At 50.6% G+C, this 22,338-nt stretch carries 26 protein-coding genes; 19 read left to right on the forward strand and 7 right to left on the reverse strand.

Annotated features, from left to right (window positions below; genetic code table 11):
• Window positions 1-187 precede the first annotated feature (187 nt).
• Genes dndB through ACZ5EH_RS20640 form a run of 4 tightly spaced genes read left to right on the forward strand, consistent with a single transcriptional unit; the run spans window position 188 to window position 5,002 of the window.
• Entirely contained in the window at window positions 188-1,273 is a 1,086-nt protein-coding gene (dndB, locus tag ACZ5EH_RS20625; RefSeq protein ID WP_464275741.1) for a DNA sulfur modification protein DndB, read from the forward strand.
• A gap of 14 nt (window positions 1,274-1,287) precedes the next feature.
• On the forward strand, window positions 1,288-2,697 hold the full coding sequence (dndC, locus tag ACZ5EH_RS20630; RefSeq protein ID WP_464275742.1) for a DNA phosphorothioation system sulfurtransferase DndC: 1,410 nt from the start codon (window positions 1,288-1,290) through the stop codon (window positions 2,695-2,697).
• On the forward strand, window positions 2,694-4,652 hold the full coding sequence (gene dndD, locus ACZ5EH_RS20635; protein WP_464275743.1) for a DNA sulfur modification protein DndD: 1,959 nt from the start codon (window positions 2,694-2,696) through the stop codon (window positions 4,650-4,652). Before dndC ends, dndD begins: the two co-directional genes overlap by 4 nt.
• Window positions 4,649-5,002, forward strand: a complete 354-nt coding sequence (locus ACZ5EH_RS20640; protein WP_464275744.1) for a DndE family protein — start codon at window positions 4,649-4,651, stop codon at window positions 5,000-5,002. Before dndD ends, ACZ5EH_RS20640 begins: the two co-directional genes overlap by 4 nt.
• 208 nt (window positions 5,003-5,210) lie before the next feature.
• Here ACZ5EH_RS20640 and ACZ5EH_RS20645 read toward each other — a convergent pair whose 3' ends face one another.
• The 7 genes from ACZ5EH_RS20645 to ACZ5EH_RS20675 all read right to left on the reverse strand — a co-directional run bounded on the left by ACZ5EH_RS20645 (window position 5,211) and on the right by ACZ5EH_RS20675 (window position 10,772).
• On the reverse strand, window positions 5,211-6,116 hold the full coding sequence (locus tag ACZ5EH_RS20645; protein WP_464275745.1) for a hypothetical protein: 906 nt from the start codon (window positions 6,114-6,116) through the stop codon (window positions 5,211-5,213).
• 77 nt (window positions 6,117-6,193) lie between these two features.
• A complete protein-coding gene (locus ACZ5EH_RS20650; protein ID WP_464275746.1) occupies window positions 6,194-6,757 on the reverse strand; it encodes a hypothetical protein in 564 nt (187 codons plus the stop codon).
• A gap of 3 nt (window positions 6,758-6,760) precedes the next feature.
• Window positions 6,761-8,977: an ATP-binding protein gene (locus ACZ5EH_RS20655; RefSeq protein WP_464275747.1), complete on the reverse strand. Its 2,217-nt coding sequence runs from the start codon at window positions 8,975-8,977 to the stop codon at window positions 6,761-6,763.
• 281 nt (window positions 8,978-9,258) lie between these two features.
• Window positions 9,259-9,648 carry a type II toxin-antitoxin system VapC family toxin gene (locus tag ACZ5EH_RS20660; protein WP_464275748.1) on the reverse strand — a complete coding sequence of 130 codons (390 nt, stop codon included), beginning with the start codon at window positions 9,646-9,648 and terminating at the stop codon, window positions 9,259-9,261.
• Window positions 9,645-10,025, reverse strand: a complete 381-nt coding sequence (locus ACZ5EH_RS20665) for a type II toxin-antitoxin system Phd/YefM family antitoxin (RefSeq protein ID WP_464275749.1) — start codon at window positions 10,023-10,025, stop codon at window positions 9,645-9,647. The genes ACZ5EH_RS20660 and ACZ5EH_RS20665 overlap by 4 nt, the downstream gene beginning before the upstream one ends.
• A 191-nt stretch (window positions 10,026-10,216) precedes the next feature.
• Complete coding sequence (locus ACZ5EH_RS20670) at window positions 10,217-10,441, reverse strand: hypothetical protein (RefSeq protein ID WP_464275750.1); 225 nt, start codon at window positions 10,439-10,441, stop codon at window positions 10,217-10,219.
• Window positions 10,442-10,469: 28 nt separating this feature from the next.
• Window positions 10,470-10,772: an immunity protein gene (locus ACZ5EH_RS20675; protein WP_464275751.1), complete on the reverse strand. Its 303-nt coding sequence runs from the start codon at window positions 10,770-10,772 to the stop codon at window positions 10,470-10,472.
• Window positions 10,773-10,906: 134 nt separating this feature from the next.
• Between ACZ5EH_RS20675 and ACZ5EH_RS20680 the strand changes: the two genes are divergently transcribed.
• From ACZ5EH_RS20680 to ACZ5EH_RS20750, 15 genes are read left to right on the forward strand one after another with little or no spacing between them, the layout of a single operon-like run.
• Window positions 10,907-11,113 carry a hypothetical protein gene (locus ACZ5EH_RS20680; RefSeq protein WP_464275752.1) on the forward strand — a complete coding sequence of 69 codons (207 nt, stop codon included), beginning with the start codon at window positions 10,907-10,909 and terminating at the stop codon, window positions 11,111-11,113.
• On the forward strand, window positions 11,100-11,444 hold the full coding sequence (locus tag ACZ5EH_RS20685; RefSeq protein ID WP_464275753.1) for a TraK family protein: 345 nt from the start codon (window positions 11,100-11,102) through the stop codon (window positions 11,442-11,444). Before ACZ5EH_RS20680 ends, ACZ5EH_RS20685 begins: the two co-directional genes overlap by 14 nt.
• 9 nt (window positions 11,445-11,453) lie before the next feature.
• Entirely contained in the window at window positions 11,454-12,182 is a 729-nt protein-coding gene (locus ACZ5EH_RS20690; protein ID WP_464275754.1) for a nucleotide-binding protein, read from the forward strand.
• A 3-nt stretch (window positions 12,183-12,185) separates the two neighbouring features.
• Window positions 12,186-12,656, forward strand: a complete 471-nt coding sequence (locus tag ACZ5EH_RS20695) for a hypothetical protein (RefSeq protein ID WP_464275755.1) — start codon at window positions 12,186-12,188, stop codon at window positions 12,654-12,656.
• Window positions 12,656-13,636: a P-type conjugative transfer ATPase TrbB gene (trbB, locus tag ACZ5EH_RS20700; RefSeq protein ID WP_464275756.1), complete on the forward strand. Its 981-nt coding sequence runs from the start codon at window positions 12,656-12,658 to the stop codon at window positions 13,634-13,636. Before ACZ5EH_RS20695 ends, trbB begins: the two co-directional genes overlap by 1 nt.
• A 14-nt stretch (window positions 13,637-13,650) precedes the next feature.
• Window positions 13,651-13,860, forward strand: a complete 210-nt coding sequence (locus tag ACZ5EH_RS20705; RefSeq protein ID WP_464275757.1) for a Com family DNA-binding transcriptional regulator — start codon at window positions 13,651-13,653, stop codon at window positions 13,858-13,860.
• Window positions 13,832-14,194 carry a TrbC/VirB2 family type IV secretion system protein gene (locus ACZ5EH_RS20710; protein ID WP_464275758.1) on the forward strand — a complete coding sequence of 121 codons (363 nt, stop codon included), beginning with the start codon at window positions 13,832-13,834 and terminating at the stop codon, window positions 14,192-14,194. The genes ACZ5EH_RS20705 and ACZ5EH_RS20710 overlap by 29 nt, the downstream gene beginning before the upstream one ends.
• A complete protein-coding gene (gene trbD, locus ACZ5EH_RS20715; RefSeq protein WP_464275759.1) occupies window positions 14,191-14,487 on the forward strand; it encodes a conjugal transfer protein TrbD in 297 nt (98 codons plus the stop codon). The genes ACZ5EH_RS20710 and trbD overlap by 4 nt, the downstream gene beginning before the upstream one ends.
• Entirely contained in the window at window positions 14,481-16,895 is a 2,415-nt protein-coding gene (locus ACZ5EH_RS20720) for a VirB4 family type IV secretion/conjugal transfer ATPase (RefSeq protein ID WP_464275760.1), read from the forward strand. The genes trbD and ACZ5EH_RS20720 overlap by 7 nt, the downstream gene beginning before the upstream one ends.
• A gap of 27 nt (window positions 16,896-16,922) precedes the next feature.
• On the forward strand, window positions 16,923-17,723 hold the full coding sequence (gene trbJ / locus ACZ5EH_RS20725; RefSeq protein WP_464275761.1) for a P-type conjugative transfer protein TrbJ: 801 nt from the start codon (window positions 16,923-16,925) through the stop codon (window positions 17,721-17,723).
• An 11-nt stretch (window positions 17,724-17,734) separates the two neighbouring features.
• On the forward strand, window positions 17,735-18,865 hold the full coding sequence (gene trbL, locus ACZ5EH_RS20730; RefSeq protein WP_464275762.1) for a P-type conjugative transfer protein TrbL: 1,131 nt from the start codon (window positions 17,735-17,737) through the stop codon (window positions 18,863-18,865).
• A 9-nt stretch (window positions 18,866-18,874) separates the two neighbouring features.
• Complete coding sequence (locus ACZ5EH_RS20735) at window positions 18,875-19,612, forward strand: VirB8/TrbF family protein (protein ID WP_464275763.1); 738 nt, start codon at window positions 18,875-18,877, stop codon at window positions 19,610-19,612.
• An 8-nt stretch (window positions 19,613-19,620) separates the two neighbouring features.
• Entirely contained in the window at window positions 19,621-20,559 is a 939-nt protein-coding gene (gene trbG / locus ACZ5EH_RS20740) for a P-type conjugative transfer protein TrbG (protein ID WP_464275764.1), read from the forward strand.
• The gene (locus ACZ5EH_RS20745) at window positions 20,556-21,083 is read left to right on the forward strand and encodes a hypothetical protein (RefSeq protein ID WP_464275765.1); all 528 of its coding nucleotides are present in this window, start codon (window positions 20,556-20,558) and stop codon (window positions 21,081-21,083) included. Before trbG ends, ACZ5EH_RS20745 begins: the two co-directional genes overlap by 4 nt.
• Before the next feature lie 9 nt (window positions 21,084-21,092).
• Complete coding sequence (locus ACZ5EH_RS20750) at window positions 21,093-22,334, forward strand: TrbI/VirB10 family protein (RefSeq protein WP_464275766.1); 1,242 nt, start codon at window positions 21,093-21,095, stop codon at window positions 22,332-22,334.
• Window positions 22,335-22,338 lie beyond the last annotated feature (4 nt).

Below are 22,338 nucleotides of genomic sequence, written 5' to 3' on the forward strand. Positions count from 1 at the left end.
AGCAAGATTAGTGGCAATTACGTACAGGGTGAGTGAAGATATACAGTATAAGTGACTCTGATCGGGGTCGGGAAAGGGAACGACTAAGACTTCACTCTTTTTCAAAACTATGGCATTCCCATCTCTCTTTGGAAGTGGATCCGCCCACTTCCAAGTGGGCTCTACATAATTCCACCGTGAGAATCAAATGATAAAAGAGCAACCAACCAACTTGTATGAACGGCGCTTTTCAGTCGTCAGAGGAGTTCAAGCAGGGCGTGAGTATTATCTTGCCAATTGCCCGTTCTACTTACTGCCAGAAATCTTCAATGACTTAGATTTCAGCCACATGCCGGCAGCCCAAAGAGCCCAGCGGATTATTAACAGAACCCGAGTAAAAGCAATTCGGGACTATTTACTTTTAAACTTAAGTAGTTACGTTTTTTCTGCTGTGACTGTTTCTATCGACGGCGATGTACGCTTTGAAAGAGACGAAGCCTCAAACTCCTCCGGGGCCTTACTGATCAAGGACAAAGCGATATACATCATCAATGATGGGCAGCATAGGATATCTGCAATAATTGAGGCATTGAAAGAATCTCGAGAAATTGAGTACGAACTTTTACCGATTATTTTTTTTAATGATCCAGGCCTTAAAATGAGCCAGCAGCTTTTCACCGACCTAAATCGATACACACTTAAGCCAGCTCAATCTTTAAGTATCCTGTACGACACCCGAGATCCACTTGCGGCGATCGCCCGCTCCATCGCTACCGAAGTCTCTTTTTTTCGGGATTCAATTGAATATGAAAAGACAACTATTTCAAATCGCTCAGTTAAACTATTCACCCTCAATGGTATATACAACGCGACCAAGCTATTATTGGGAAAGGAACTGGAGGAAGAAAAAATCAGCACAAATCAAGCAATCAGCTTTTGGGAGTCTCTTGGCAACCACTTAGAGGAATGGAGAGCATTTCGTGATGGAGAACTGGCCTCAAGCTCTTTGAGGCAGGAATACCTTAGCGGCCACAATATATTTTTAAACGTAGCGGCTTCTGTGGCAAGTGCAGCCAGACTAGCCTGTATTAATACAAAAACAGTCTTCATTACTTTCTCAGAAATGGATTGGAGGAGAAGCAACATCCTCTGGGAAGGACGAGCTCTCCAAAATGGAAAAATTACCAAGTCGAATATCAGTTTTGTTCTGACAGCAAACGTATTAAAAAAGCAGTTAGGCATTGAGTTAAACGATAAAGAAATTTCGGCTGAGAACGAATACAAAGCTAAATAAGGATAAGTGTGTTCATGGAAAGTCAATATGCTAATCGAGCGCTAAATGACATCTACGCTGAGATCCAAGAAAGGTATCGGGCCGATAGCTGGCCCTGGATACTAGGTTATAGCGGAGGAAAAGACTCTACAGCCCTTGTCCAGTTGGTATGGAATGCTTTGGAAAATTTGCCCAAGGAAGCACTTTTTAAATCGGTTTACATTCTCTCATCTGACACCTTAGTCGAAATTCCTAAGGTAATAAATCACATTGATCTAAATTTGAATATGATGTCAGGGGCTGCACTTCAACAAGGGCTGCCGTTCACGCCAATCAAGGTTTTTCCCGATGCAAGTAATAGTTTTTGGGTAAACTTAATTGGTAAAGGGTACCCGGCTCCAACTAATAATTTTAGATGGTGCACTGATCGCCTCAAAATCGACCCAACATCTACCTTCATCCGTTCCCAAGCTTTCGCATCATCTGGGGCGATCCTACTTCTTGGGTCACGAAAGGGCGAGAGTGCAGCTAGGAAAAAACGAATAGAAAACCACAAAGTTTCTGGCAAACTCTACAACCCTCACCCAGAAATTCCAACCGCGCTTGTCTATACCCTAATTGAAGATTGGGAAACGGAAGAGGTCTGGGACTATCTACTTGACCACCCTTCTCCTTGGGGGGCGGACAACAAAGAGCTTGTTTACATGTACAAGAATGCGAGCGACGGTGAATGTCCCCTAATCCTAGATACCAAGACTCCAAGCTGCGGGAAAAGCCGCTTTGGTTGTTGGTGTTGCACCGTTGTCAGGGAAGAAAAAGCTCTTTCTTCTCTGATTAAGCATGGAGAGGAATGGCTCGCTCCTCTTCAGGATCTTCGTGAAACTCTCTTATTCACTCAACTCCCCGACAACAAAAAGTTGTTCAGAGAGCATGTCAAAAGAACCGGACAATCTTATTTCATCAGAGGAAAATTTGAAGAAGAGGGAATAAAGGAACTTGGCAGGGGGCCCTACACAATGACTTTTCGAAAAGATTTTTTACGGTCCCTCCTGCAAACTGAGAAAAAAGTTAACAGGAACAACCCATATAAAGATGCTGGTTATATAAACTTGATCACAGAAAATGAGCTGCACGAAATCCAGCGACTTTGGAAAGAAGAAAAAAGCGATTGGGAAAGTAGTGCTTACGCAATTTATGAAGAGGTTTTCGGGAAGAAGATTGACAATGGAATTGATGAAATCGGCTTCCTGACCTTAGAGGACAAGAAAGCCATACAAATAATTTGCGAAGAGGAAAGCTTTCCTTCTGAACTCGCGATGGAATTACTTACTACAGCTCAGTACCACCAAGGCCTTCGCTCGAAAGCCCGCTTGAAAAATAAAATTGCAAAGATTTTCAACAAGGAGTGGCGCTCAGAGAATGAAATATACAGGGATATTATATGATTATAAATAGATTAAAGCTAAAGAACATCACTTCTTTTGAGGGAGAACATGTTCTTGAATTCAATCACAGGTCTGGACGGACAGTTTCTGTTATCTCAGGTGAGAATGGAACCGGAAAAACAAGCATCCTCCAAGCATTAAAGATTGTTTTATATGGCCAGTTCCTCTTCAATGACAAGAAAAAGGACTATCAAGCATACTTGAATAGTTTTATTCGAAATAGCGAAGCATCAGCGCATATTATGTTGGACTTTCAGCTCAGGACTTTGTCTGGAATTGATGATTATTCTGTCTGTAGGAATTGGAAACGTCATAATAATAATATTACTGAATCGCTATCAATTTTGAAAGATGGGGAGCCATACCGCGATATTGCATCCAGATTTTATCAAGAATTTATTTTTAGCATAGTCCCAATTGGTATGATGGATCTATTTTTCTTTGATGGAGAAAAAATCAACAGCTTAGGAGAGTTGTTAAGCTCTGGAGAAATTAGTGGTGCGGTAAAAAAGCTCATAGGCTTGACCGCCATAGACGGCCTCGAAGAGGCTGTAAGAAAGTATCTGTTCGACTCTTTGAAAGAAAGAGCAGACTATCCTCAACTGCAAAATGAGTTCAAGGCTCTCGATGAGGATTTAAAAGAGTTGCATAGAAAAGGAGAGCACTTTCATCAACAATTTGCCGAATCAAATGAAGCCATCAGGAAGTGTAAAAAAATGCTCTCGAACAAAGAGGCCGCCTTCTTCGAAGCTGGTGGTAACCTCGCGGCCTCCCATGAAGCTCTACAAGAAAGGAAAATAGCCCTAAAACAAAAAAGGGAAAATGCTCAAACCCAAATACGTGAGCTGTCTCAAGATGCTCTTCCCCTTTGTGTCCTTTCCGAGGAATTAGAAGAATTGATTAATCAATTAGTATTAGAGAGGGAGGAAGCGGCTAAGCGGATCATTAGAGACTACGCCAAGGAAAAATCCAGGCTAATCGAGGAGGCACTAATTCAGACTGAAGCCTCAGATGCTGCAATATCTACAATTTTAGATGTTCTGAAAGTGTCAAGCGAGTCTATTTCTGAGCCAATACATGATCTGTCCTCCAAACAGATAGATGAGATTTTTGCTACTATCAGCAAGGCAAATAGTGTGATTAGAGCACAAGCTCAGCAATTATTTATTGAGATGAAGTCCGCTCGCCAAGAACTTGAAACGCTTGAGTCGGCAATTGAAACGACTTCGAACAATACCGATTTTGCGGAGGCCCTCTCTGAAATACGAGATCTGAATGTTCAACTCTCAAAGCATGAATGTAGACGAGAGGAAATTGTTCAATTTAAAAAGCGCATAGAAAGTGAAGTTAGCGCAATAGAGAACAAGAAAAAGCGCTTACTAAAACAGATTGAGAAGAGAAGCTCCGAGAGCAAATCTGAAGAACTCGCGAATCGCTTCCCTGACATCTTGGATCGTATAAAAAGCGACTTGTTTAAACGCAGACTACAAACGCTGCAGCGCCTTGTTTTGCATAACGTGAAGACATTGTGCAAAAAAGACAACCTCATCCATGACGTGAAGATCACGCCTGGCTTGTCCCTTGAGTTATTTGGGCTGCATGACTCCTGTATCGACATGAAGCGCCTGTCCGCTGGTGAGCAGCAAATGTTGGCCACAGCCATTCAGTGGGCACTGGCATCTCTCGCAAGTGGGAGTATACCAACAATAATCGACACCCCCCTGGCGAGACTTGATAGCTACCACCGAAAAAGTCTCGTTCGGAATTACTACCCAGCTATCAACCAGTTAATTCTACTTTCGACAGACGAGGAGATTGACGAAGCGCTACTCCAGGAACTTGTTCCTTGCCTCTCAGATGCTTACTCGCTCAAATACGATAAACGAAGGTGTTGCACGGAGATTACAAAAATAAACATCAAGCAAACGCTCGACGCGTATAAGGAACGTCGATGAGATTCACACGCATCAAGCTCCCCAAACAGACAACCAACAGGCTCGTTAACCTGAAATCAAAAACGGGCCTCAATCCAAATATTCTACTTCGATATGCTATTTTGTTGTCCCTAAAGGATAAGTCTGAGCCAATCTATGAAGACCAAGTTTGCGACGGCATGGAGCTACACCGATCAGTCCTTCTTGGGGACCTCGATCTGATCATTAGCGCTTTGACCATTCAGCGTCACGCGAAAAGTTCTCTATATCCGAATGCAATTACATGCTTCAAGGCACACCTATACCGTGGTGTTGACATCCTATTTGCCCAATGTAGAAGCCTTGAAGACATTGAAATTCTGTTAAATTGACATGGCATCATGGAATAATCCCATTCGAGCAGACCTATATGAAGCCATTCGACATAACGCTAACAAGTATCTGACGGTGGACCAGCACCGCGCGAGACAAAACGTGAGGTATCTCTCAAAGGATGATGCGAAAAAATCTTCTTGTACGTATCCACTCGGCTGAAACAGTCGAGTGTCCAATTTTGCTGAGGCAGTATAAATTATATCATTAAAAAGTACGAGCCCCAAGTCTGGAATTATGTTGTCCAAACTTCTGCATTAAATCTGCAAAAACAGACTCTTTAAGCATAAGAATTGCGTTGTCGATATCTTCATTAAGCTCTCTTTTGATATTTTTTAAATCAAAACGAAAGATTATAAAGGTATCACCTTCTAAGGCGGGTGGAGTTTTGTAGTATCTTTCACCGTCTTTACTACGATGGTACCTCAAAGCTTTTGGATAGGATCGGTATATTCGTATGTTTCCTTCTAGATAAAGGTTCGCATTCCTTCTTCCTTGGGCGATATCGCAAGGAGGTGTGATATTAAGGTACACAACAGCTTTATTTTTAAATTCACCACAATGAATCAACCCTGGCAAGTCTTTAAGATCAGGCCTTACCCTATCAAATAGGGCTCTGAAGTTTAATTCTGCCAGTACATTATGTACTACCGTTTGGGCTTCATTAGAGGCAAAGGTCTTTACGACTTTTTTTAGCTCCGTTTGAGTTTCATCGCTTAGCGTAATCTTGTTCTTCTGGAGAATCTGTTGAAAATTATTGCAACACTCTTTAACTTGCAATTCCGGTGTATATAATCTATTTCGAATACTGTCTATTGGATCCTCAAAAACGGTGATATCCTTTTTGCAAAAATGACTATTCAAGTAGTCATACAACAAGCATGATAAATAGCTAAAAGAGTACCTAGACAACGTATCAGAAAATTCTTTATCTTGGCTCTCTGTAAAACCGAAATGAGTATATGTTGCATGTTTTAAGATGTTGAAAAATTCTGTCTGAAAATGTTCATTACTCTCTTGCGATAAAATTTCAGCGTAGTGCTGAAAATCTCTACAGACAAAAGCCGCTGACTGTAACACCTCTCTATTCCAGTATGCAAAGAACTTAGCCATCTTGTCTGTTTGTAGCTTTTCATTAATAGTTTGAAAAAGCTCTGAATAATCTCCACTTACCCAAAAGTCTGCTTTCTCTAAGTCAACAACGAATATGGTTTTGGTTTGTTCTCAAGAGCATCGCCAAAGAGGAAATCTTTAATATATGCAAAGGTAGATTCGGCTTCTCCATCTTCACCATCGTGTGGAGATGTTGACTCTTTGGACCAAACGACAAGGCCATAGGGTGAGCTTTCCTCATTCAGTGCATCCTTTAACCTTTGAATAGCATAGTTGACTTGAAGCTTTACGTCTCTTAGGTGGTCAAATCCAAAGTCAATATCAAGAAAAATGAGGTCGTATCCTGTTAAACTTCCCTCACCCAGAGATTCCATTCTCGTATATGCCAGAGCATCAAGAATTTGTTCGTAAGCGCTATCAATAGCCTGTTGAGCAACTTCCTTTACAGTGCCATCTAACTCATCCACCTCACTAGTATCAAATAGTTCATCTTTTAAATAATCATTCTCGGGATTTGGATTATAGTAACTAGTCGACACCCCATTGGAATTCAAAATCTGTATGAGGTTTTTGACCTCGCCCCATTTGTCATCAACCACTAAAGCAGATCTAACCCACCTTGAAATATCTATATTCTCCATAAATCAATCCACTTTTTTAAAGTTGAGTGCCACTACAACACCAGATCTAAAGATACTTCCATCAAAAAACTCAGAGATGTCGTCGTAGTCTGGGAAAGAAAGGGATCCATTCATTTCACTCATTAATTCATCGGCAATATACAATCCGAGTCCAGATCCAATGGAATAAGGCTTGGTTGAGATAAATGGTTTTATAAGATACTTTGGATCGTCATGAAATCCTGGACCATTGTCGGCAATTAGCATTGTCACATAGCCTTCCAAATATTTGTCAGTTATAAAGATTCTTATTTTTTTATTTCCTTCTTTTGCGTTGTTGAGCCAGTACGTTGAGTTGTCTAGAATGTTTAGCAACACGTTTGTAGCGTGATTCATTGAAGCACTACATTTTGCATCCGTATCGCTATTCATACTTATATCTATCGAATGATTCTTAAGCCGAAGCTCAATGAAGAGAAGTGCCTGGCGATATATAGATTCAACATTATGCTTTTTAATATCTGTTTTTTTGATCATAAACGAAAATTTCTTTATTGTAGTATCCAGCCTGCGTATTAACATTTTGACTGTTGCAGATTCAGACGATGATTTTATTTGCAAATTTATCTCTTTAATTAATTTTTCAATCTCATGAACAATTGTTGCGCTCAATATACCAAGTCCAGCACTGCGATAAAGAGTGTCGACAATTGTTTTATACTCTTCCTGGGCCCTAACAATATACTTAACCAGGGTCCGCTTATGCTTTTCATTTTCAAGGTGCTTGTCTATGTAAATCTTCGCATCTTCAAGGAGAGAGATAACTGGTTCTGCACTTTTTGTGTAATATTCAGAGAGTCTCTCTTTGTCAGGGTTTCTGTAATTAAGAAAAGTGTATCTTATTGCCCACTTCAAAGCGTCGGTAAATGCGGCATACGATCCATTTTCAATAAACCCTTCACGATTAGTTTTTTCTACCAATCCACTGCTGCTCTTCCTGTTCAAAAAAACATAGCCCACGACATGTTCATTTCTAAGCTTTTTACCAATATCTGCAGTGCTACTCAAGCCAAGCCAATCATTCCCTTTTTCACCGTAGTCATAAACACGCATCCCATCCCTATAAACACGAATTCCACTATTTTCTTTCAAGTAGGTATTTACGTCATCTCCGACATCTGCGGCGCTTCTGATTGATGGAGTTCTCTCAAAGGCAAACAATTTAACATAAACATCACCAATCTCGTACTGAGAGATGTCTACCACTTCATTTTTATTGAACAAACCTTTTGGCAGATCGTTTTCATCTTTTTCTTCAAACGCTGTTGGATCTGTTTTGCGTTGCAGCAATCGCTCTGCTGCTTTTAGGCTAGAAAGATTTACGATTCGAGAATCAAACTTTTCTTTGATATTACCGACCGGATTAAATCGGTATTCAAAATCTTCAATCTGATTGCCGCTTAAGAGCATGTCGCACTCATAAAACGCTGATTCTTTAATCTCCCAAAAATCTTTGAGATTTTCAAAGATGCTATCATTATTTTTTGCCTTGATACTTACTCTAAATTGGTCACTTGTTGCTTCTTGATTTGAAAATTTAAGCAACTTGGAAACCTTCTCGTTCTTTCTAAGTCTACAATCTTCTGGTGCGAACTCGATATTAAGTGCAGTCAGGGCGCGATATATTTTTCTGAGCTTCTGTTTGGTCCAATCTCCTTTTATATCTTCAATTACATACGTAAGTCCTTTTTCTCTATCAAACTTTACTCTGCTTGATTTTATTTCGATTCCAAAGTCCTTAAATGACTTAGCTTTGTCTAGCAGACCCCAATCTATCTCAAAAGAAAGAGGTTTTGTCCCCTTTGTCTTAGTTTTGACACGTATCTTTTTCCCTAATTTATGGACTCCAAATCTGCCTATTCCCTTTTCGCCGAGAGGAATTCTCTTAGAAGGAATGTATGCAAATAAATCATGTTTTTTGTGATCAGTTCCGACTGTTAACCAATAATCCAAAATATCATCCCTAGTCATACCGTCCCCATCATCATAGATCACAATTTTCTGCGGCCTATAGTCGGAGCGGTCATCTTTATTAAAGTAAAACTTCACTATGCAATTTTCAGCATTGGCATCATATGAATTTTTCACAAGTTCGGTCAGAGCAATAATCTCGTTACGAATGAGCTCATCGCCCAAATGGGACAAGACCCTCGGCATTATGGTAAAAGAATTGATAGCCATAATTGATCCTTGTATGAAAACTATGAGGTTACTCTAGATGAGTCAACATTTCTTATATAACGCACTTTGTATTGTTTTTAACCAGTTAGAATTGCTAATAAATACTTATTTCAGATAGTCCCTCTAGCTGCCAGTAAAAGAGCCTTAAATGTACTTCAACTTACCAAAACACGTGCCTAAATGAATCCTGGTCACTCGCATACCACCAACTCTGTAGGTGGTGGAGATCCTGCGAAGGGGAGATCTCAAACTCTCCGGTGCGGAGCACCAACATGGCCCCCTTACACTTTCGGAATAAACATGACTGGTCCCGGATATTCGCGCAGGATGCTGTCCGAGGTCAGTAGGGAGATACCTTCAGCCTTTGCTTGGGCTAGGAGCATCCGGTCAAAAGGGTCCTTATGAAGTGGGGGCAGATCATTCACGGCTAAGGCATGCAGGCTGGTGATGGGCAACTCCTCATATTGATTGTCCAGGAGGCCGCGCCGGAGCACCTCTGGATCGACCTTGAAATCACTTCTTCCAAGGCTCCTTTTGATGCCGATTTCCCAGATGCTGGCCGGACTGAAATAAAGCGTGTTGTCACCGTCCACCACAAGGGTTTCAGCCTCTTTCGGCAACGTACCTGCAGCGACCCAGAGCAACATGTGGGTATCGAGGAGCAGTTTCATTCCTCCCCCTCAAACATTGCCTGAATCTCTTTTCTGCCCATGGAGTCAAAGTCTTCAGGAACTTCCAGCTGCCCTTTGAGAAATCCAAGTCTCTTTGCGGGATCGGGCGGTGGCGTATATGCGCTCACCGTAACCATAGGCTTGCCAGATTTGGCTATGATAAAGGACTCGCCTTTAACAGCCTTCTCGATCAGCCGAGAAAGATTTGTCTTGGCTTCATGGATGTTTACTTGTTGCATACTTGCCTCCATTAGTAGACTAAGTTTTAAACTAAGTTTATTGACGGCAAGGTCTTTTGTCAACGTGTTCACGGTAAAGAACTCAGCTGAAAGATCGTTGCGCGTTCCGAGCGTATCCTGACGGTTCTGGATTCCCAATAGGTCCCCCCGGCGTCAGGTATTCCCACCGCTTCAGTTTTCCAATGGGGCAAGCAGGCATCCCAACATGTTATCGATGTAGTTGGAAATTGTTTGTTCAAAGCCAGGCTGTCGGACCCTATGGCTTCACTCCTTACTTGGAGGGAATTTATATAAATCGCAGGAAATTCCTATATCATTGGGTAAAAAAACTACCCTTCCTGATTCTTAGTTTCATCCGGGATATTGGTGACGGCCAGAAAAGTCTTGACGGACTCCTGTACGGAAAGTGCTGCTGCCGCCAGTGCTTTTTGCGGTGGCGAAACCATAAGTTGCCTTTCGGCCATTCTTTTTTCGCAAAGAGCGAAGGTCATGGACACCAGTTCATTGGCTTTTTCCTCAAACACTTCAAACTCGGTTTTCCCCTTTCGTTGCATAGTGCGTGCTCCTTATCCTCCCTCCCAGTCAGAGACCGGGCATCTCGCCACCTCTGGTATTTTCCTTCGCCACGGCAAGAAGATAGCTCAAATCTTCCCCAAGCACTTCGGCCATGCGTTGCGCATCGGCAATGGTTACACCCTGCGGCTTCCCTGTGTGCGTGGCTTTACCGCGCATGGCCGTCCAGCGTGACGCCGCAGCCTTCGGATTGGCCTCCGGCCAAAGCAACGCCGCAAATGCTCCCTTGCGATACCCTTTCGTCTCCGCTCTCTCGGTGACAAGTTCCACAAAGGAACGCTCCAATTTCATGGCAAAATTATTCTTGCGCACCAACACCCTCCCCCCATGTATTTTGTCCAATTTCTCTTTTTTTGCCTTACCGGAATTTCTTTCCTGGTCTAAAGGGAAATTCCTGTTTAGTAAAGAAGGAAATTCCTGTTTCAGGAAAATTGAGGAGAAATCAAATGATAAAAGCTGTTAATGCACTTTTAGATCATTTTGGGACCCATGAAGATGTCGCTGAAATACTGGGTTACACGGACAGGCAATACAGGAATATCCGGAGAAAAATTGAGCGCAAGGAGGAACTACCGCACCGCATTACTTCCCTGATTCACATGAAATTCCAGGAAATCAGGCAGAAAGACGAGGTGGATCATGACCACGAATAAACGGCTGCGGCGGAACATGGCGCGTGTGGAGTTTTTCGCCTGCATGGAAACCGTGGAAGCCATGCTGAGTCAAGGCTTCAGCAAACAGCTCATCTATGAACACCTGAAGGAAGAAGGCCGTATTTCCATGGCCTATGTCACTTTCTGCAAGCTCATCGCCAAGGCTGCACAAAATGATCTGCGCGTCACCACCCTCCGCCCGGCTTCCAAACCGGTTTCACCTCCGGCGTCCAAATCGCCCGCTTCCCGTTCTTCGCAGCCCAACCTCATCAAAGCACGTTCCGATGAGCTTCAGGACCCAAGAACTATTGACCCTACAACCGTCTTTTAAGGGGAACCTATGGCGACAATACATTTCATCCAGCAGGGCAAGGGCGGAGTGGGTAAATCCGTTATTGCCTCCTTCCTCTACCAAGTCCTGCTCTACCAGGGAAAAGACGTGGTGGCCTTTGATACCGATCCAGTGAACGCCACTCTCATGGGCTACAAGGAATTCACCGCTATCCAGGTGGACATTGTGCGGCAAGGACAGGTTGACGCCAGGGCCTTCGATGACCTTCTGGAGAGCTTGTACAACTTGCCAGAACACTCCCACGCCGTTGTGGACAACGGCGCCTCATCCTTCCTGGCGCTCGGTAACTATATGAAGGACATCGGACTAGTCCAAATCTTGGAGGAAAAAGGGCACCAGGTATTTTTCCATTCCGTTGTCACGGGCGGTCAGGCCATCAGCGACACCCTCACCGGCCTCAAGGTTCTTGCCGATGGCTTTCCCGCAACGCCCATCGTAGTCTGGCTCAATCCTTTTTTTGGCGAGATACGCTTGGACGGCAAGGGGTTCGAGGAATTCAAGATCTACCAGGAGTACGCCGGCCAGTTCCACGCCATCATCCAGCTCCCGCATGTCAACAAGGACACCCTTGGCCGGGACCTTGAAGAGCTTTTTGCCAAACGCCAGTCCTTTGAAAGTGCCATCTCTTCCTGCCGGTACATTGCTGTGCGCTCACGCCTGAAACGGTATTGGGAACAACTCATCACTCTCGTCGAGCAAGCCGGAATCACGGGGTAAGTCATGCCGCTTGAAACCGTTTCCCCCTCCTCTTTGAAGCAGCCACTGGAGCAACCTGCGCAGGAAAAGGAGCCGCTGCTGCCTGACGGTATTGGCATTTCCCTGGAGCAGGCAAAGGCCCTGATCGCCCGGCACAACAACATTGTTGTCGCCGATGACGAACCCACCCTGATCGAGCTGACCATTCTCAACGCGTTTCTTGCCGACGTGGAAAAGCTCCAGGCCCGGCATAGGAAGGGGCTTTCCCGGCTGATGGCGGACAAAACCGACGCCTATGTGTCCGGCGTTCAGACAACGGTTGCCCAATTGACGGACAGCCTTTCCTCGGCTTCGCTGGAAGGCATTCGCAAGGTCCTTGATGCGCACGCGGCCGGGCTCCGGGCGTTCAAAAGCAGCATGGCCTGGCTGGCCGCCGTTGTAACGCTCTCGGCGTTGCTCAATGTGGCGGTATTCGTGCTGAGAGGACTGCGCTGATGTTCATGCGCCCTTGCGACGATCCGCGCCTGCTGGAGGGCCTGCGCCACGCCTGCGGCCCCCTGTTCATGAAGGCCCTGGAGGACCCGGAAGTCGTCGAGATCATGCTCAACCCGGATGGTTCGCTCTGGATCGAACGCTACGGCCGGGACCATGAGCGGATTGGTAAGATTCCCTCGGAGCAAGGCAGGCTCATTCTCTCACAGGTCGCCAGCGGCCTCGGCATCACGGTGAATGAGCGGAGCCCTATTGTGGAAGGGGAATTCCCCCTTGACGGCTCGCGCTTTGAGGGCGCCTTCCTGCCCATCGTCGGTCCGGGACCGTCCTTCTCCCTGCGCAAGCGGGCCGGCCGGGTGTTCTCCCTGGAGGAATATGTGATCGTCGGTTCCCTTGCCCCAGAGGCCGTCACCATCATTGAAGACGCCGTGCGCCAGCGCCTGAATATCGTTGTGGTCGGCGGCACGTCTTCCGGCAAAACCACATTCGTCAACGCGGTGATCGAGGCTATCTATCGACTCACGCCATCGCACCGTCTGCTGATCCTCGAGGACACTGCAGAGCTGCAATCAAAGAGCCCCAACGCGGTCTTTTTTCGCACTTCCGTGCTTGCCGGCGTGGACATGCGCACCCTGGCCAAGGTCAGCATGCGTTACGCGCCCCAGCGCATTCTGGTGGGCGAGGTGCGGGACTCCGCCGCGCTGGAACTCCTGAAGCTTTGGAACACCGGCCATCCCGGCGGGGTCGGCACCTTCCACGCGGACAGCGCGGAAGAGGCTCTGCCGCGCCTGGAGGAACTGGTGGAGGAAGCTGGGCTTGGCCACAAGCAAAAGCTCATCGGACGGGCCGTAGATTTGGCGGTATACATGGAAAAGACCCCGGACAATCAGCGTCGTATTGCCAGTATCATCAAGGTCAATGGATTTAGCCCGAGAACGGAAACCTATGAAACAGACACGCTCTATTCCGTGTCCCCCACGTAAGAATGGTGATCCTTATGAAGACTCTTGCGAATAGCACTCCGGAGATACGCTGCCGGAACTGCAACCGATTGCTGGCGCGGGGCGCCATTGAGGCCGGCGAGATAGAGCTTCACTGCCCCCGCTGTAAAACCCGCCTGTTTCTGAGGGTCACGCACCCCAACCACGCGTCGCATGACGGCCTCCACGGAGACCGTTATGCAAACGAACCATCTTCTCAAAAATAATTGTCGTCTCTCCCTGAAGACGAGCAAACGCGGCTCAATCCTCTGGAGCTTGCTGGCGCTCTGTCTCTGCCTTCCTGATATCGCCGCCGCATCCGGCGGCATCACGGAATTCTCCAGCCCTCTGGAGCAGGTGGTGAACACCATCACCGGCCCTGCTGGCAAATGGATCAGCATCGTCGCCATGGCGCTATGCGGCGTCATTTTCATCATGAACAAGGATGACATCAGCGGCGGATTCAAACTACTCCTCTCCGTGGTCTTCGGCATTTCCTTCATCGCCTTTGCGGCGAGCATCGTGAACTCGGTTTTTTCCTTTTCCGGAGCGGTGATATGAAGCGCGTTCTCCCCATTCACCAATCTCTGCACCGGCATCCCCATGTACTCGGCGCGGAAAGGGAACTGGTCATGACCAGCGCCCTGATCGCGCTGCTCGTGGGTGTGGGCGGCCTGACGGCCGTCTCCATGGTTTCGGCCATTCTCTTCTGGCTCGTGTCCGTGTTTGCCCTCCGGCGCTTGGCTAAGGCCGACCCCATCATGAGCCGGGTCTGGCTCAGGCACATCAGGCATCAGGAGTTCTACCCGGCTCGGCCTAGCCGCTGGCGCGTTGCCGGAGGGTACACATGCTGAAGCTCATCGATTACCGCGCCAAAAGCAAAGGTCTGCCGGACTTGCTCCCCTATGCCGCGCTCATCGAGCCAGGCGTGGTCCTGAACAAGGACGGCTCCCTGCTGGCGAGCTGGGAAGTGCGCGGCCAGGACACGGCAAGTTCCAGCGAAAACGATCTCGCCACGGTATCCAGTCGATTCAATAACGCTATAAAACTACTGGGAAGCGGCTGGATGCTGCACGTGGACGCCATCCGCAGCTCCCACCGAGCCTACCCGGCTCCAGAAAAGGGGCATTTCCCCGATCCTGTGACGCAGCTCATTGACGATGAGCGCCGGGAGTTCTTCAGCGGGAACAAATGCTTCAGCACCAGCACCCTCCTGACCGTCACCTACAAACCAAACTTCCAGGCCACCCAACTCGCGAGAAAGGCGCAGGCAGGCCTGACCTCATCTGGTGCCCTGGAAAAGGGACTGGCCTACTTCCAGAACATGCTGGAAGAGCTGGAGGACGCCCTCTCCACCGTGCTCTCCATGCAACGGCTCCTAGAATATGAAGTATCTGGCGCGGACGGAAACCCCTGGTTCCAATCCGATCTGCTTTCCCACCTCCAGCATTGCGTCTCCGGCGAGTTGCAGCCCGTGCGAGTACCCCGGACGCCCATGTACCTGGACGCACTGCTTGGTGGGGAAGACTTGGTGGGCGGCATCATCCCGCGCTTGGGCAAACGCCATCTGGTGGTGCTTTCCCTGGACGGCCTGCCACAGGAGTCCTATCCGGCTCTGCTACGGGATCTGGACGGCCTGGCTTTGGAGTACCGCTTCTCCAGCCGCTTCATCTGCCTGGACCAGTATGACGCGGCCAAAGAAATCAACTCCTACCGCAAAGGCTGGCGACAGCAGGTCTACCGTTTCCTGGACCAGTTCTTTAACAATCCCAATGCGCGCGCCAACCGCGATGCCCTGCTCATGGCCGAAGACGCGGAAACCGCGCTCACAGAGGTGCAAGGGGGGTATGTAGGCGCGGGCTACCTGACCTCATGCATTGTCCTGATGCACGAGGATAGAGAGCGCTTGCAGGACTGGGCGCGGGACTTGCGCCGCACGGTGCAGACACTGGGCTTCGGTTGCCGCATCGAGTCGATCAATGCGCTGGAAGCGTGGCTCGGAACACATCCCGGCAACAGCTACGCTAACTTGCGTCGTCCCATGGTCAACACCCTGAACCTGGCGGACCTGCTGCCGCTGTCCTCGGTGTGGACAGGCTCGCCGGTCTGCCCTTGTCCGTTCTATCCGCCGGACTCCAGGCCGCTGGCTGTCCTGATGACGGACAACTCCACACCGTTCTGGTTCAACATCCACACCGGCGACCTCGGTCACACGCTCATCTTCGGGCCGACCGGCGCAGGCAAGTCCACTTTATTGGCCTTCATAGCCGCGCAGTTCCGCTGCTACGAGAACGCCCGTATCTTCGCTTTTGACAAGGGCATGAGCCTGTTCCCCCTCTGTTTCGGGGCGGACGGCGATCACTACGACATCGGCAATGCCGATCAGCTTGCCTTTGCCCCGCTCCAGCACATCGACTCGGAAGAGGAACGCGCCTGGGCGGAGGAATGGATCGCCTCACTTATGGAGTTGCAGCAGTTCACGGTCATGCCCACGCACCGCAACGCCATCCACACGGCCATGCGAACACTGGCCGCAAACCCGCCGCACCTGCGCTCCCTGACCAGTTTCTACCATGTTGTGCAAGACCGAGAAATCAAAGAAGCCATCCAGCATTACACCGTGCAGGGGAGCATGGGGCGGCTCTTGGACGCGGATGCGGACAGCCTTACCCTCTCCCGGTTCATGGTCTTCGAGATCGAGGAACTCATGAATTTGGGGGACAAGAACCTGGCACCGGTACTGACCTATCTCTTCCGGCGCATTGAAAATGCGCTGGACGGCTCCCCGGCCCTCCTCGTCCTGGATGAAGCCTGGATCATGCTCGGCCACCCGGTCTTCCGGGCCAAGATACGCGAATGGCTCAAGGTCATGCGCAAGGCCAACTGCGCAGTGATCCTGGCCACGCAGAGTCTTTCCGACGCTCGAAATTCCGGCATCCTGGACGTGCTCGCCGAGTCCTGCCCTACAAAGATCTTCCTACCCAACGGTAGCGCTGAAGACGCCGGACAGCGGGAGCTCTATGCGGGCATGGGCCTCAACGACAAACAGATCAACATCCTGAAAACCGGCCTCCCCAAGCAGGACTATTACATCGTGAGCCCGCAGGGGCGTCGCAAGGTGCAACTCGCCCTCACGGGCAAGACCCTGTCCTTTGTGGGCGCGTCGGACAAGGAAAGCATAACCCGTATCCGTGAATTGGCAGCGGAACATGGTTCGGACGAATGGCAGACTATCTGGCTGCACGAACGCGGAGCTGCATAACCAAACGCAACATGTGAGGAGTCCCCCATGAAAAAGCTTTTTCTCATCATAAGCATGCTAGTCCTGTCCACTTCATCCTCCCAGGCCTTTACCGTGACCTGCATCAATTGCAGCAACTCGCTCATGCAGAGCCTGGATCGCGTTACCAATGTGAAGCAGTTAAGCAACATGATCGATCAATACCAGGAAGCTGTGGAGCAGACGCGCCAGCAAATGACCATGGTTCAACAGAATATCGATCAGTATGAAAATATGCTCCAGAACACGGCCATGCTCCCGGCCAACTTGGTCAACGGGCTCAAAAACAACCTGACAAGACTGGCCAGTCTTTCCAGTACGCTCAGGACACAACGTGGCGATATCGTTGCTCTGGGCGAGATTTTCACCACGCTGTTCCCGGAGCAGGCGTTCTTCGGCTCCCTGGCCGGAGCAAGCCCAGCACAGGTGGAGGATGCTAATCGTCGCTACCGGCAGGAGTGGGACAAATGGGCGGAATCCGTTGACCAAGCCGCGCAGGCTACTTTCCAGCTCTCTGGTCAGCAGCTTGCGGACTTGCAGCGCGACCCAGAACGCTTCCAACGCTACATTGACGACCTGCTTTCCACCCCAGACGGCCAGCAAAAGGCCATCATGGCCGGCAACCAGCTTTCCGCTTTGCAGGTGCAGGAGGCCCGGCAATTGCGCGAACTCATGGCGACGCAGGTGCAGTCCGAGCTCGTCGGCCAGATGAAGGCGGAGAAGGAACGCCAGATGTGCGAGGAATCCTGGCGCGAGACCATCAAGACGGACAGGATCGGTACGGCCCAGGCCCAAGCCGATCCCTTTTAGGCGGTCTTACCATGAAAGGAAAATATCTGTCCTTGGCCATCTTGGCTCTCGCTCTTTGCGTGGTTCTTGTGGGCGTCGGCGAAGCCCACGGCGCCGAGGAAGATTTCGTGTCTCGGCTGGTGCATGAATTCTACGACAAGACCAGCACCTGGGAGCCGACGTTGCGCCGGTACGCCCTGATCGTGTTCCGCTGGCTTGTCATTCTGGACGTGTGCTTCCTGGGTATCAAGGCGGCCCTGAACCGCGACCAGATTGCCGACATCTTCAAACAGTTCGTCATGCTCATCCTGATGGCCGGGTTCTTCCTGGCCGTTATCAACTCTTATCAGGAATGGACCTGGAACCTTATCAACGGACTCGGCAGCATCGGCAAGGAGTTGACGCCGGGCGGCTATTCCTCGGACGCGCCGTTCCTCACCGGCATACAACTCGTCAAATTGGTGCTGGACAAGCTTTCCGTCTGGTCGCCGGGCAACTCCATGGCGCTGATCATCGCGGCGCTGGTCATCATCATCTGTTTTGCGCTCATCTCCGCGCAGGTGGTGTTCATCAAATGCGAGGCCATGGTCAGCATGGCCGCGGCACTGATCCTGGTGGCCTTCGGCGGCAGTTCCTTTCTCAAGGATTATGCGGTCAACGCCATCCGCTATGTGCTGGCCGTGGCTTTCAAGCTTTTTGTCATGCAACTCGTCCTGGGCATCGGCATCACCTTCATCGAGGACTTTTCCACCTCCACGGCGGAACTTCAGGACCTCTTCGTGATCATCGGCGCGTCCATCGTGCTGCTGGCCCTGGTCAAATCCCTGCCGGACGTGTGCGCAGGCATCATCAACGGCTCCCACGTCTCCAGCGGCGCGGCATTGACCGCTACTGCGGCCACCGTGGGAGGCCTGGCTATGGGCGCGGCCATGGGCACGGCAATCGCCGGTAGTAACACCATCCAGAACGTGCGGGACGCTGCCAAGGTGGCGGGCATGGAAGGGGCGAGCGGCATGGGCAAGGCGACCATCATGGCGAAATCCCTGTGGGGCGCCCGGCAGGACGCCAAAACATCAGGCGAAAAGAGCCTCAGCACCAGAATGCGTTCTGAAATGCAGGAGCGTCTGGAACGCGCCCGCATGAATCAAAACGACAAATCATAGGGAGTGTCCATGGCCTTTTTCGAAGCAAAAAAGCGAGATCCCGTGGCGGAAAAGTCCGGTGGCGGCAATCCGTATCTGAACGGGCGGGAAGAATGGCTGGAGCGCTACGGCTCCTATATCAGCCGGGCTGCGCAATGGCGCATTGTGGCCTTCTTTTGCCTCCTGCTCACGGGTATTTCCATCTCGGGCAACGTCATACAGGCCCGCCAGGTGAAGACGATTCCTTACATCATCGAAGTGGACAAACTGGGCAAGTCCTCCGTGGTGGCTCGGGCGGACAGGGCCAGCGTTGCCCCACAGCGTCTCATTCAGGCGGAAATCGCGACCTGCATCAGCGACTGGCGCACGGTTACGGCGGATGTGGAGTTGCAGCAGAAGATGATCGAGCGCCTTTCCTTCTTTATGGCCGGGAGCGCCATGGGTGTTCTGCGCGAATGGTACGAAGCCAACAACCCCTATGAAATCGCCAAAAGCGGCAAGCTCGTGCACGTGGAAATCAAGAGCTTGCCCCTGCCGGTGAGCTCCGACTCCTACCGGGTGGAGTGGCTGGAGACCGTGCGCAGCCATGCAGGTGCTCTGCTCGATTCCCACACCTATGAAGCCACGGTGACGATCCAGATCAATCCGCCGACCGAGGATGCGGTTCTCCTGCGCAATCCCGGCGGGGTCTACATCACGTCGCTCTCGGCGAGCAAGGTCGTCGGCGCTCCGGCTCCGGCCAAAGTCAACAACGTTCAGAAACAGTGAGGTGAACCATGAAAAAAATGTTGTTCTTTGTCTGCGCTGTTGCGCTGTTCGGCACTCCGGTTTTTGCAGCTGATCCGGTACCTGACGTTGATCCCCCGGCGCTGCAATCGGCAGCCGATGCCGATTCGTTCGCCATGCCTGAAATCGACTATCTCAGCCCAAAAGTCGTCCCCCTGACCGATGTGGAAAAAAAGGCGCTCATACTTTCCGGCAACTGGTCGCGCCAGAGTGTGGAGCCGGTACTCACCGGCGGCGGAAAGGTGGTCTACGTACATGACGCGAGCCTGCCCACCATCGTGGCCGCACCCATGCAGGTCTGCGATGTGGAGTTGGAGGCCGGAGAGGTAGTGCGTGAGATCGTAGTGGGCGACTCCTCCCGCTGGATGGTGGAGTCCGGCACGGCCGGTTCCGGTGCGGACGCGACAGCGCACCTCTTCATCAAGCCGGTGGATTCCGGCCTGGAAAGCTCGGCCGTAGTCACTACGGACCGCCGGGTCTACCACTTGCGCCTCGTGTCCCAACACCCTGACCAGAAACCGGGGTACACGCCCTATGTGGGGTTTCTCTATGCGGAGGACCTGAGGCAACAGGCCGGCCGCAACGAGGCCAGGAAAGCCAAAGAACGCGAATGGGGCTCCACTACGGTGGGGGGCAGGACAACGGACCTGGCCGCCCTGAACTTCAATTATGAGGTCAAGGGTGAGGCGGCTTGGAAACCAGAGCGCGTCTATGACGACGGGCAACAGACCTTCGTCCGCCTGCCTGAGTATTCCGCTTCCGGTGAAACGCCCGTGCTGCTGGTGCGCAAGGGCGATCAAGACGTGCTGGTGAATTACAGGGTCAAGGGCTCGGCCATGATCGTGGACGGTCTGTTCGAGCGCATCGCCCTGGTTATCGGTGTGGGGAACGGTCAGGAAAAAGTGGAAGTCATCCGGAGGGGAAAATGATGCGTGTTTTACTCCTTCTCTGCCTATTCGCAGTCCTGATGTCCGGCTGCGCAAAACCAGGTATGGTCGGCTCCTTCTGCGGGCCACTGCCGAAGCACTCTGCTGTATCGGCCATTGCCGCCGATGCCGTGGCCAGCCTTTCGACGCTATATCCGCCCGGTCATACTTCGCTGCGCCTGCTTCCAGCCAGGGATGCGGACAACGATTTCGCAGCTGCCTTTGAAAACGGTCTGCGCGCGAAGGGATTCACCCTGGCCGCTGCAGGATCGGACGATGCGATTACCGTTGCCTACATTTTGGACGCCCTTGAAGACGCTAATGAAAAGTCCGCTTGGTATCTTCAACTGCGCCTGTCTGATCCGAAATCGAACGGCAAAGCAATTGCGCGGGCGTACACGGCCGATGGTCTGCCAGAAGCGGGCCAGAGCCGTACGGAGTTGGAGTTCCGGTCTTCACCTGTCGGCAACACGGCTGAAAGAGTGCGCCGCGACAGGGATGCAGGCGTGGAAGTCCTTGCTGAATAGGGAGAAATCATGAGCGACAAAACCCCAAACAGCCTTGGGCCGGTCAAAACGGTCAACGCGGTCCGCATGAGTCGTTGGCCGCTCTATGCCGTGCTGCTGATCGGGTTCTTTCTGCTTGGCATCCTGGTGTACAGCGTGAACTTCGCGCACAACCAGGAGCAGGAGCAGACGGCAACGCCCAAGGTAGACATCGGAGACGAGGGACAACTGTTGCTTATGGGCGAAGGTCGTGGCCTCGCCCTGGCCCCACCTGCTAATTCCCCAGCCATTGTCCGGCCGGAGCCAACACCAACTGAAGCGCCAAAACACGAGCCGTTGATTGTGGTGCAGGACAAGCCGGAGCAGCCTGACCAGTATCACCGGGAATTGGAGAACCTGCGCCGCATGAAGGCGCAGGCCCAGCTCACAGCTCTGTCCTCGCCGCTTGGGGTGCAAAGAGCTTCGGAAGTGGCCCGCGCTGGGAGTATGGAAGCTGTGGCGACTGGGGGCGTCCGCCAAGGCGGCGAAGCGACGGGCGCGGACCTTCCGGCAGACCCTTACGGTATTCGAGAAAGCTCCTACGATCCTGCCGCGGACAAGGACAAAGAAGCCTTTTTCAACCGTGCAGAAAAGGACGCAAGCTGGATTCTGCCCTACTCTCGCACGGCCGGTCAGCCCCTTGAACTGAAAACCGGCGCGGTCATCCCTGGGGGGATGGTCACGGGCATCAACTCCGACCTGCCGGGCAATATCATTGCCCAAGTCTCTCGGAACGTCTTTGACACTGCCACCGGACGGCAACTGCTCATCCCGCAGGGCACCAAGCTCTTCGGCGTTTATGATTCTCGCGTCATTTTCGGTCAGAAACGAGTGTTGGTGGCCTGGAACCGCATCGTCTTTCCGGACGGTTCGGCCGTTACGCTGGGCGCCATGCCCGGCTCGGACGTGGCGGGCTATGCCGGATACACGGACAAAGTGGACAACCACTACCTGCGTATCTTCGGCTCGGCCCTGCTCATGAGTGTAATCACGGGTGGCATGTCCTATTCCATGGATGCCCTGGACAGCAGCGGCGGCAGCAGCGACAGCGCCCCCACACTTCAGGACGAAATGGGCGCGGCTCTAGCCTCACAACTTGGGCAGTCAACGCTTCAGCTTCTGGAAAAGAGTCTAAACAACAAGCCCACGCTGGAAATCCGGCCCGGCTATCAGTTCAATGTCATTGTGACCAAGGACATCGTGTTTCAGCGGCCGTACACGGCGGGGGAGTAGGAAA

Source organism: Desulfovibrio biadhensis (assembly GCF_055388615.1).

Bases quoted from the DNA above. Each gene is read 5' to 3' on its own strand.
- trbG (WP_464275764.1), top strand. From the start codon at position 19,621: ATGAAAAAAATGTTGTTCTTTGTCTGCGCTGTTGCGCTGTTCGGCACT.
- trbD (WP_464275759.1), top strand. From the start codon at position 14,191: ATGAAGCGCGTTCTCCCCATTCACCAATCTCTGCACCGGCATCCCCAT.
- ACZ5EH_RS20710 (WP_464275758.1), top strand. From the start codon at position 13,832: ATGCAAACGAACCATCTTCTCAAAAATAATTGTCGTCTCTCCCTGAAG.
- ACZ5EH_RS20705 (WP_464275757.1), top strand. From the start codon at position 13,651: ATGAAGACTCTTGCGAATAGCACTCCGGAGATACGCTGCCGGAACTGC.
- ACZ5EH_RS20695 (WP_464275755.1), top strand. From the start codon at position 12,186: ATGCCGCTTGAAACCGTTTCCCCCTCCTCTTTGAAGCAGCCACTGGAG.
- ACZ5EH_RS20685 (WP_464275753.1), top strand. From the start codon at position 11,100: ATGACCACGAATAAACGGCTGCGGCGGAACATGGCGCGTGTGGAGTTT.
- ACZ5EH_RS20645 (WP_464275745.1), bottom strand. From the start codon at position 6,116: ATGGCTAAGTTCTTTGCATACTGGAATAGAGAGGTGTTACAGTCAGCG.
- ACZ5EH_RS20690 (WP_464275754.1), top strand. From the start codon at position 11,454: ATGGCGACAATACATTTCATCCAGCAGGGCAAGGGCGGAGTGGGTAAA.
- trbL (WP_464275762.1), top strand. From the start codon at position 17,735: ATGAAAGGAAAATATCTGTCCTTGGCCATCTTGGCTCTCGCTCTTTGC.
- ACZ5EH_RS20745 (WP_464275765.1), top strand. From the start codon at position 20,556: ATGATGCGTGTTTTACTCCTTCTCTGCCTATTCGCAGTCCTGATGTCC.
- ACZ5EH_RS20660 (WP_464275748.1), bottom strand. From the start codon at position 9,648: ATGAAACTGCTCCTCGATACCCACATGTTGCTCTGGGTCGCTGCAGGT.
- dndD (WP_464275743.1), top strand. From the start codon at position 2,694: ATGATTATAAATAGATTAAAGCTAAAGAACATCACTTCTTTTGAGGGA.
- ACZ5EH_RS20720 (WP_464275760.1), top strand. From the start codon at position 14,481: ATGCTGAAGCTCATCGATTACCGCGCCAAAAGCAAAGGTCTGCCGGAC.
- dndC (WP_464275742.1), top strand. From the start codon at position 1,288: ATGGAAAGTCAATATGCTAATCGAGCGCTAAATGACATCTACGCTGAG.
- ACZ5EH_RS20750 (WP_464275766.1), top strand. From the start codon at position 21,093: ATGAGCGACAAAACCCCAAACAGCCTTGGGCCGGTCAAAACGGTCAAC.
- trbB (WP_464275756.1), top strand. From the start codon at position 12,656: ATGTTCATGCGCCCTTGCGACGATCCGCGCCTGCTGGAGGGCCTGCGC.
- ACZ5EH_RS20650 (WP_464275746.1), bottom strand. From the start codon at position 6,757: ATGGAGAATATAGATATTTCAAGGTGGGTTAGATCTGCTTTAGTGGTT.
- dndB (WP_464275741.1), top strand. From the start codon at position 188: ATGATAAAAGAGCAACCAACCAACTTGTATGAACGGCGCTTTTCAGTC.
- ACZ5EH_RS20680 (WP_464275752.1), top strand. From the start codon at position 10,907: ATGATAAAAGCTGTTAATGCACTTTTAGATCATTTTGGGACCCATGAA.
- ACZ5EH_RS20735 (WP_464275763.1), top strand. From the start codon at position 18,875: ATGGCCTTTTTCGAAGCAAAAAAGCGAGATCCCGTGGCGGAAAAGTCC.
- ACZ5EH_RS20640 (WP_464275744.1), top strand. From the start codon at position 4,649: ATGAGATTCACACGCATCAAGCTCCCCAAACAGACAACCAACAGGCTC.
- trbJ (WP_464275761.1), top strand. From the start codon at position 16,923: ATGAAAAAGCTTTTTCTCATCATAAGCATGCTAGTCCTGTCCACTTCA.
- ACZ5EH_RS20655 (WP_464275747.1), bottom strand. From the start codon at position 8,977: ATGGCTATCAATTCTTTTACCATAATGCCGAGGGTCTTGTCCCATTTG.
- ACZ5EH_RS20670 (WP_464275750.1), bottom strand. From the start codon at position 10,441: ATGCAACGAAAGGGGAAAACCGAGTTTGAAGTGTTTGAGGAAAAAGCC.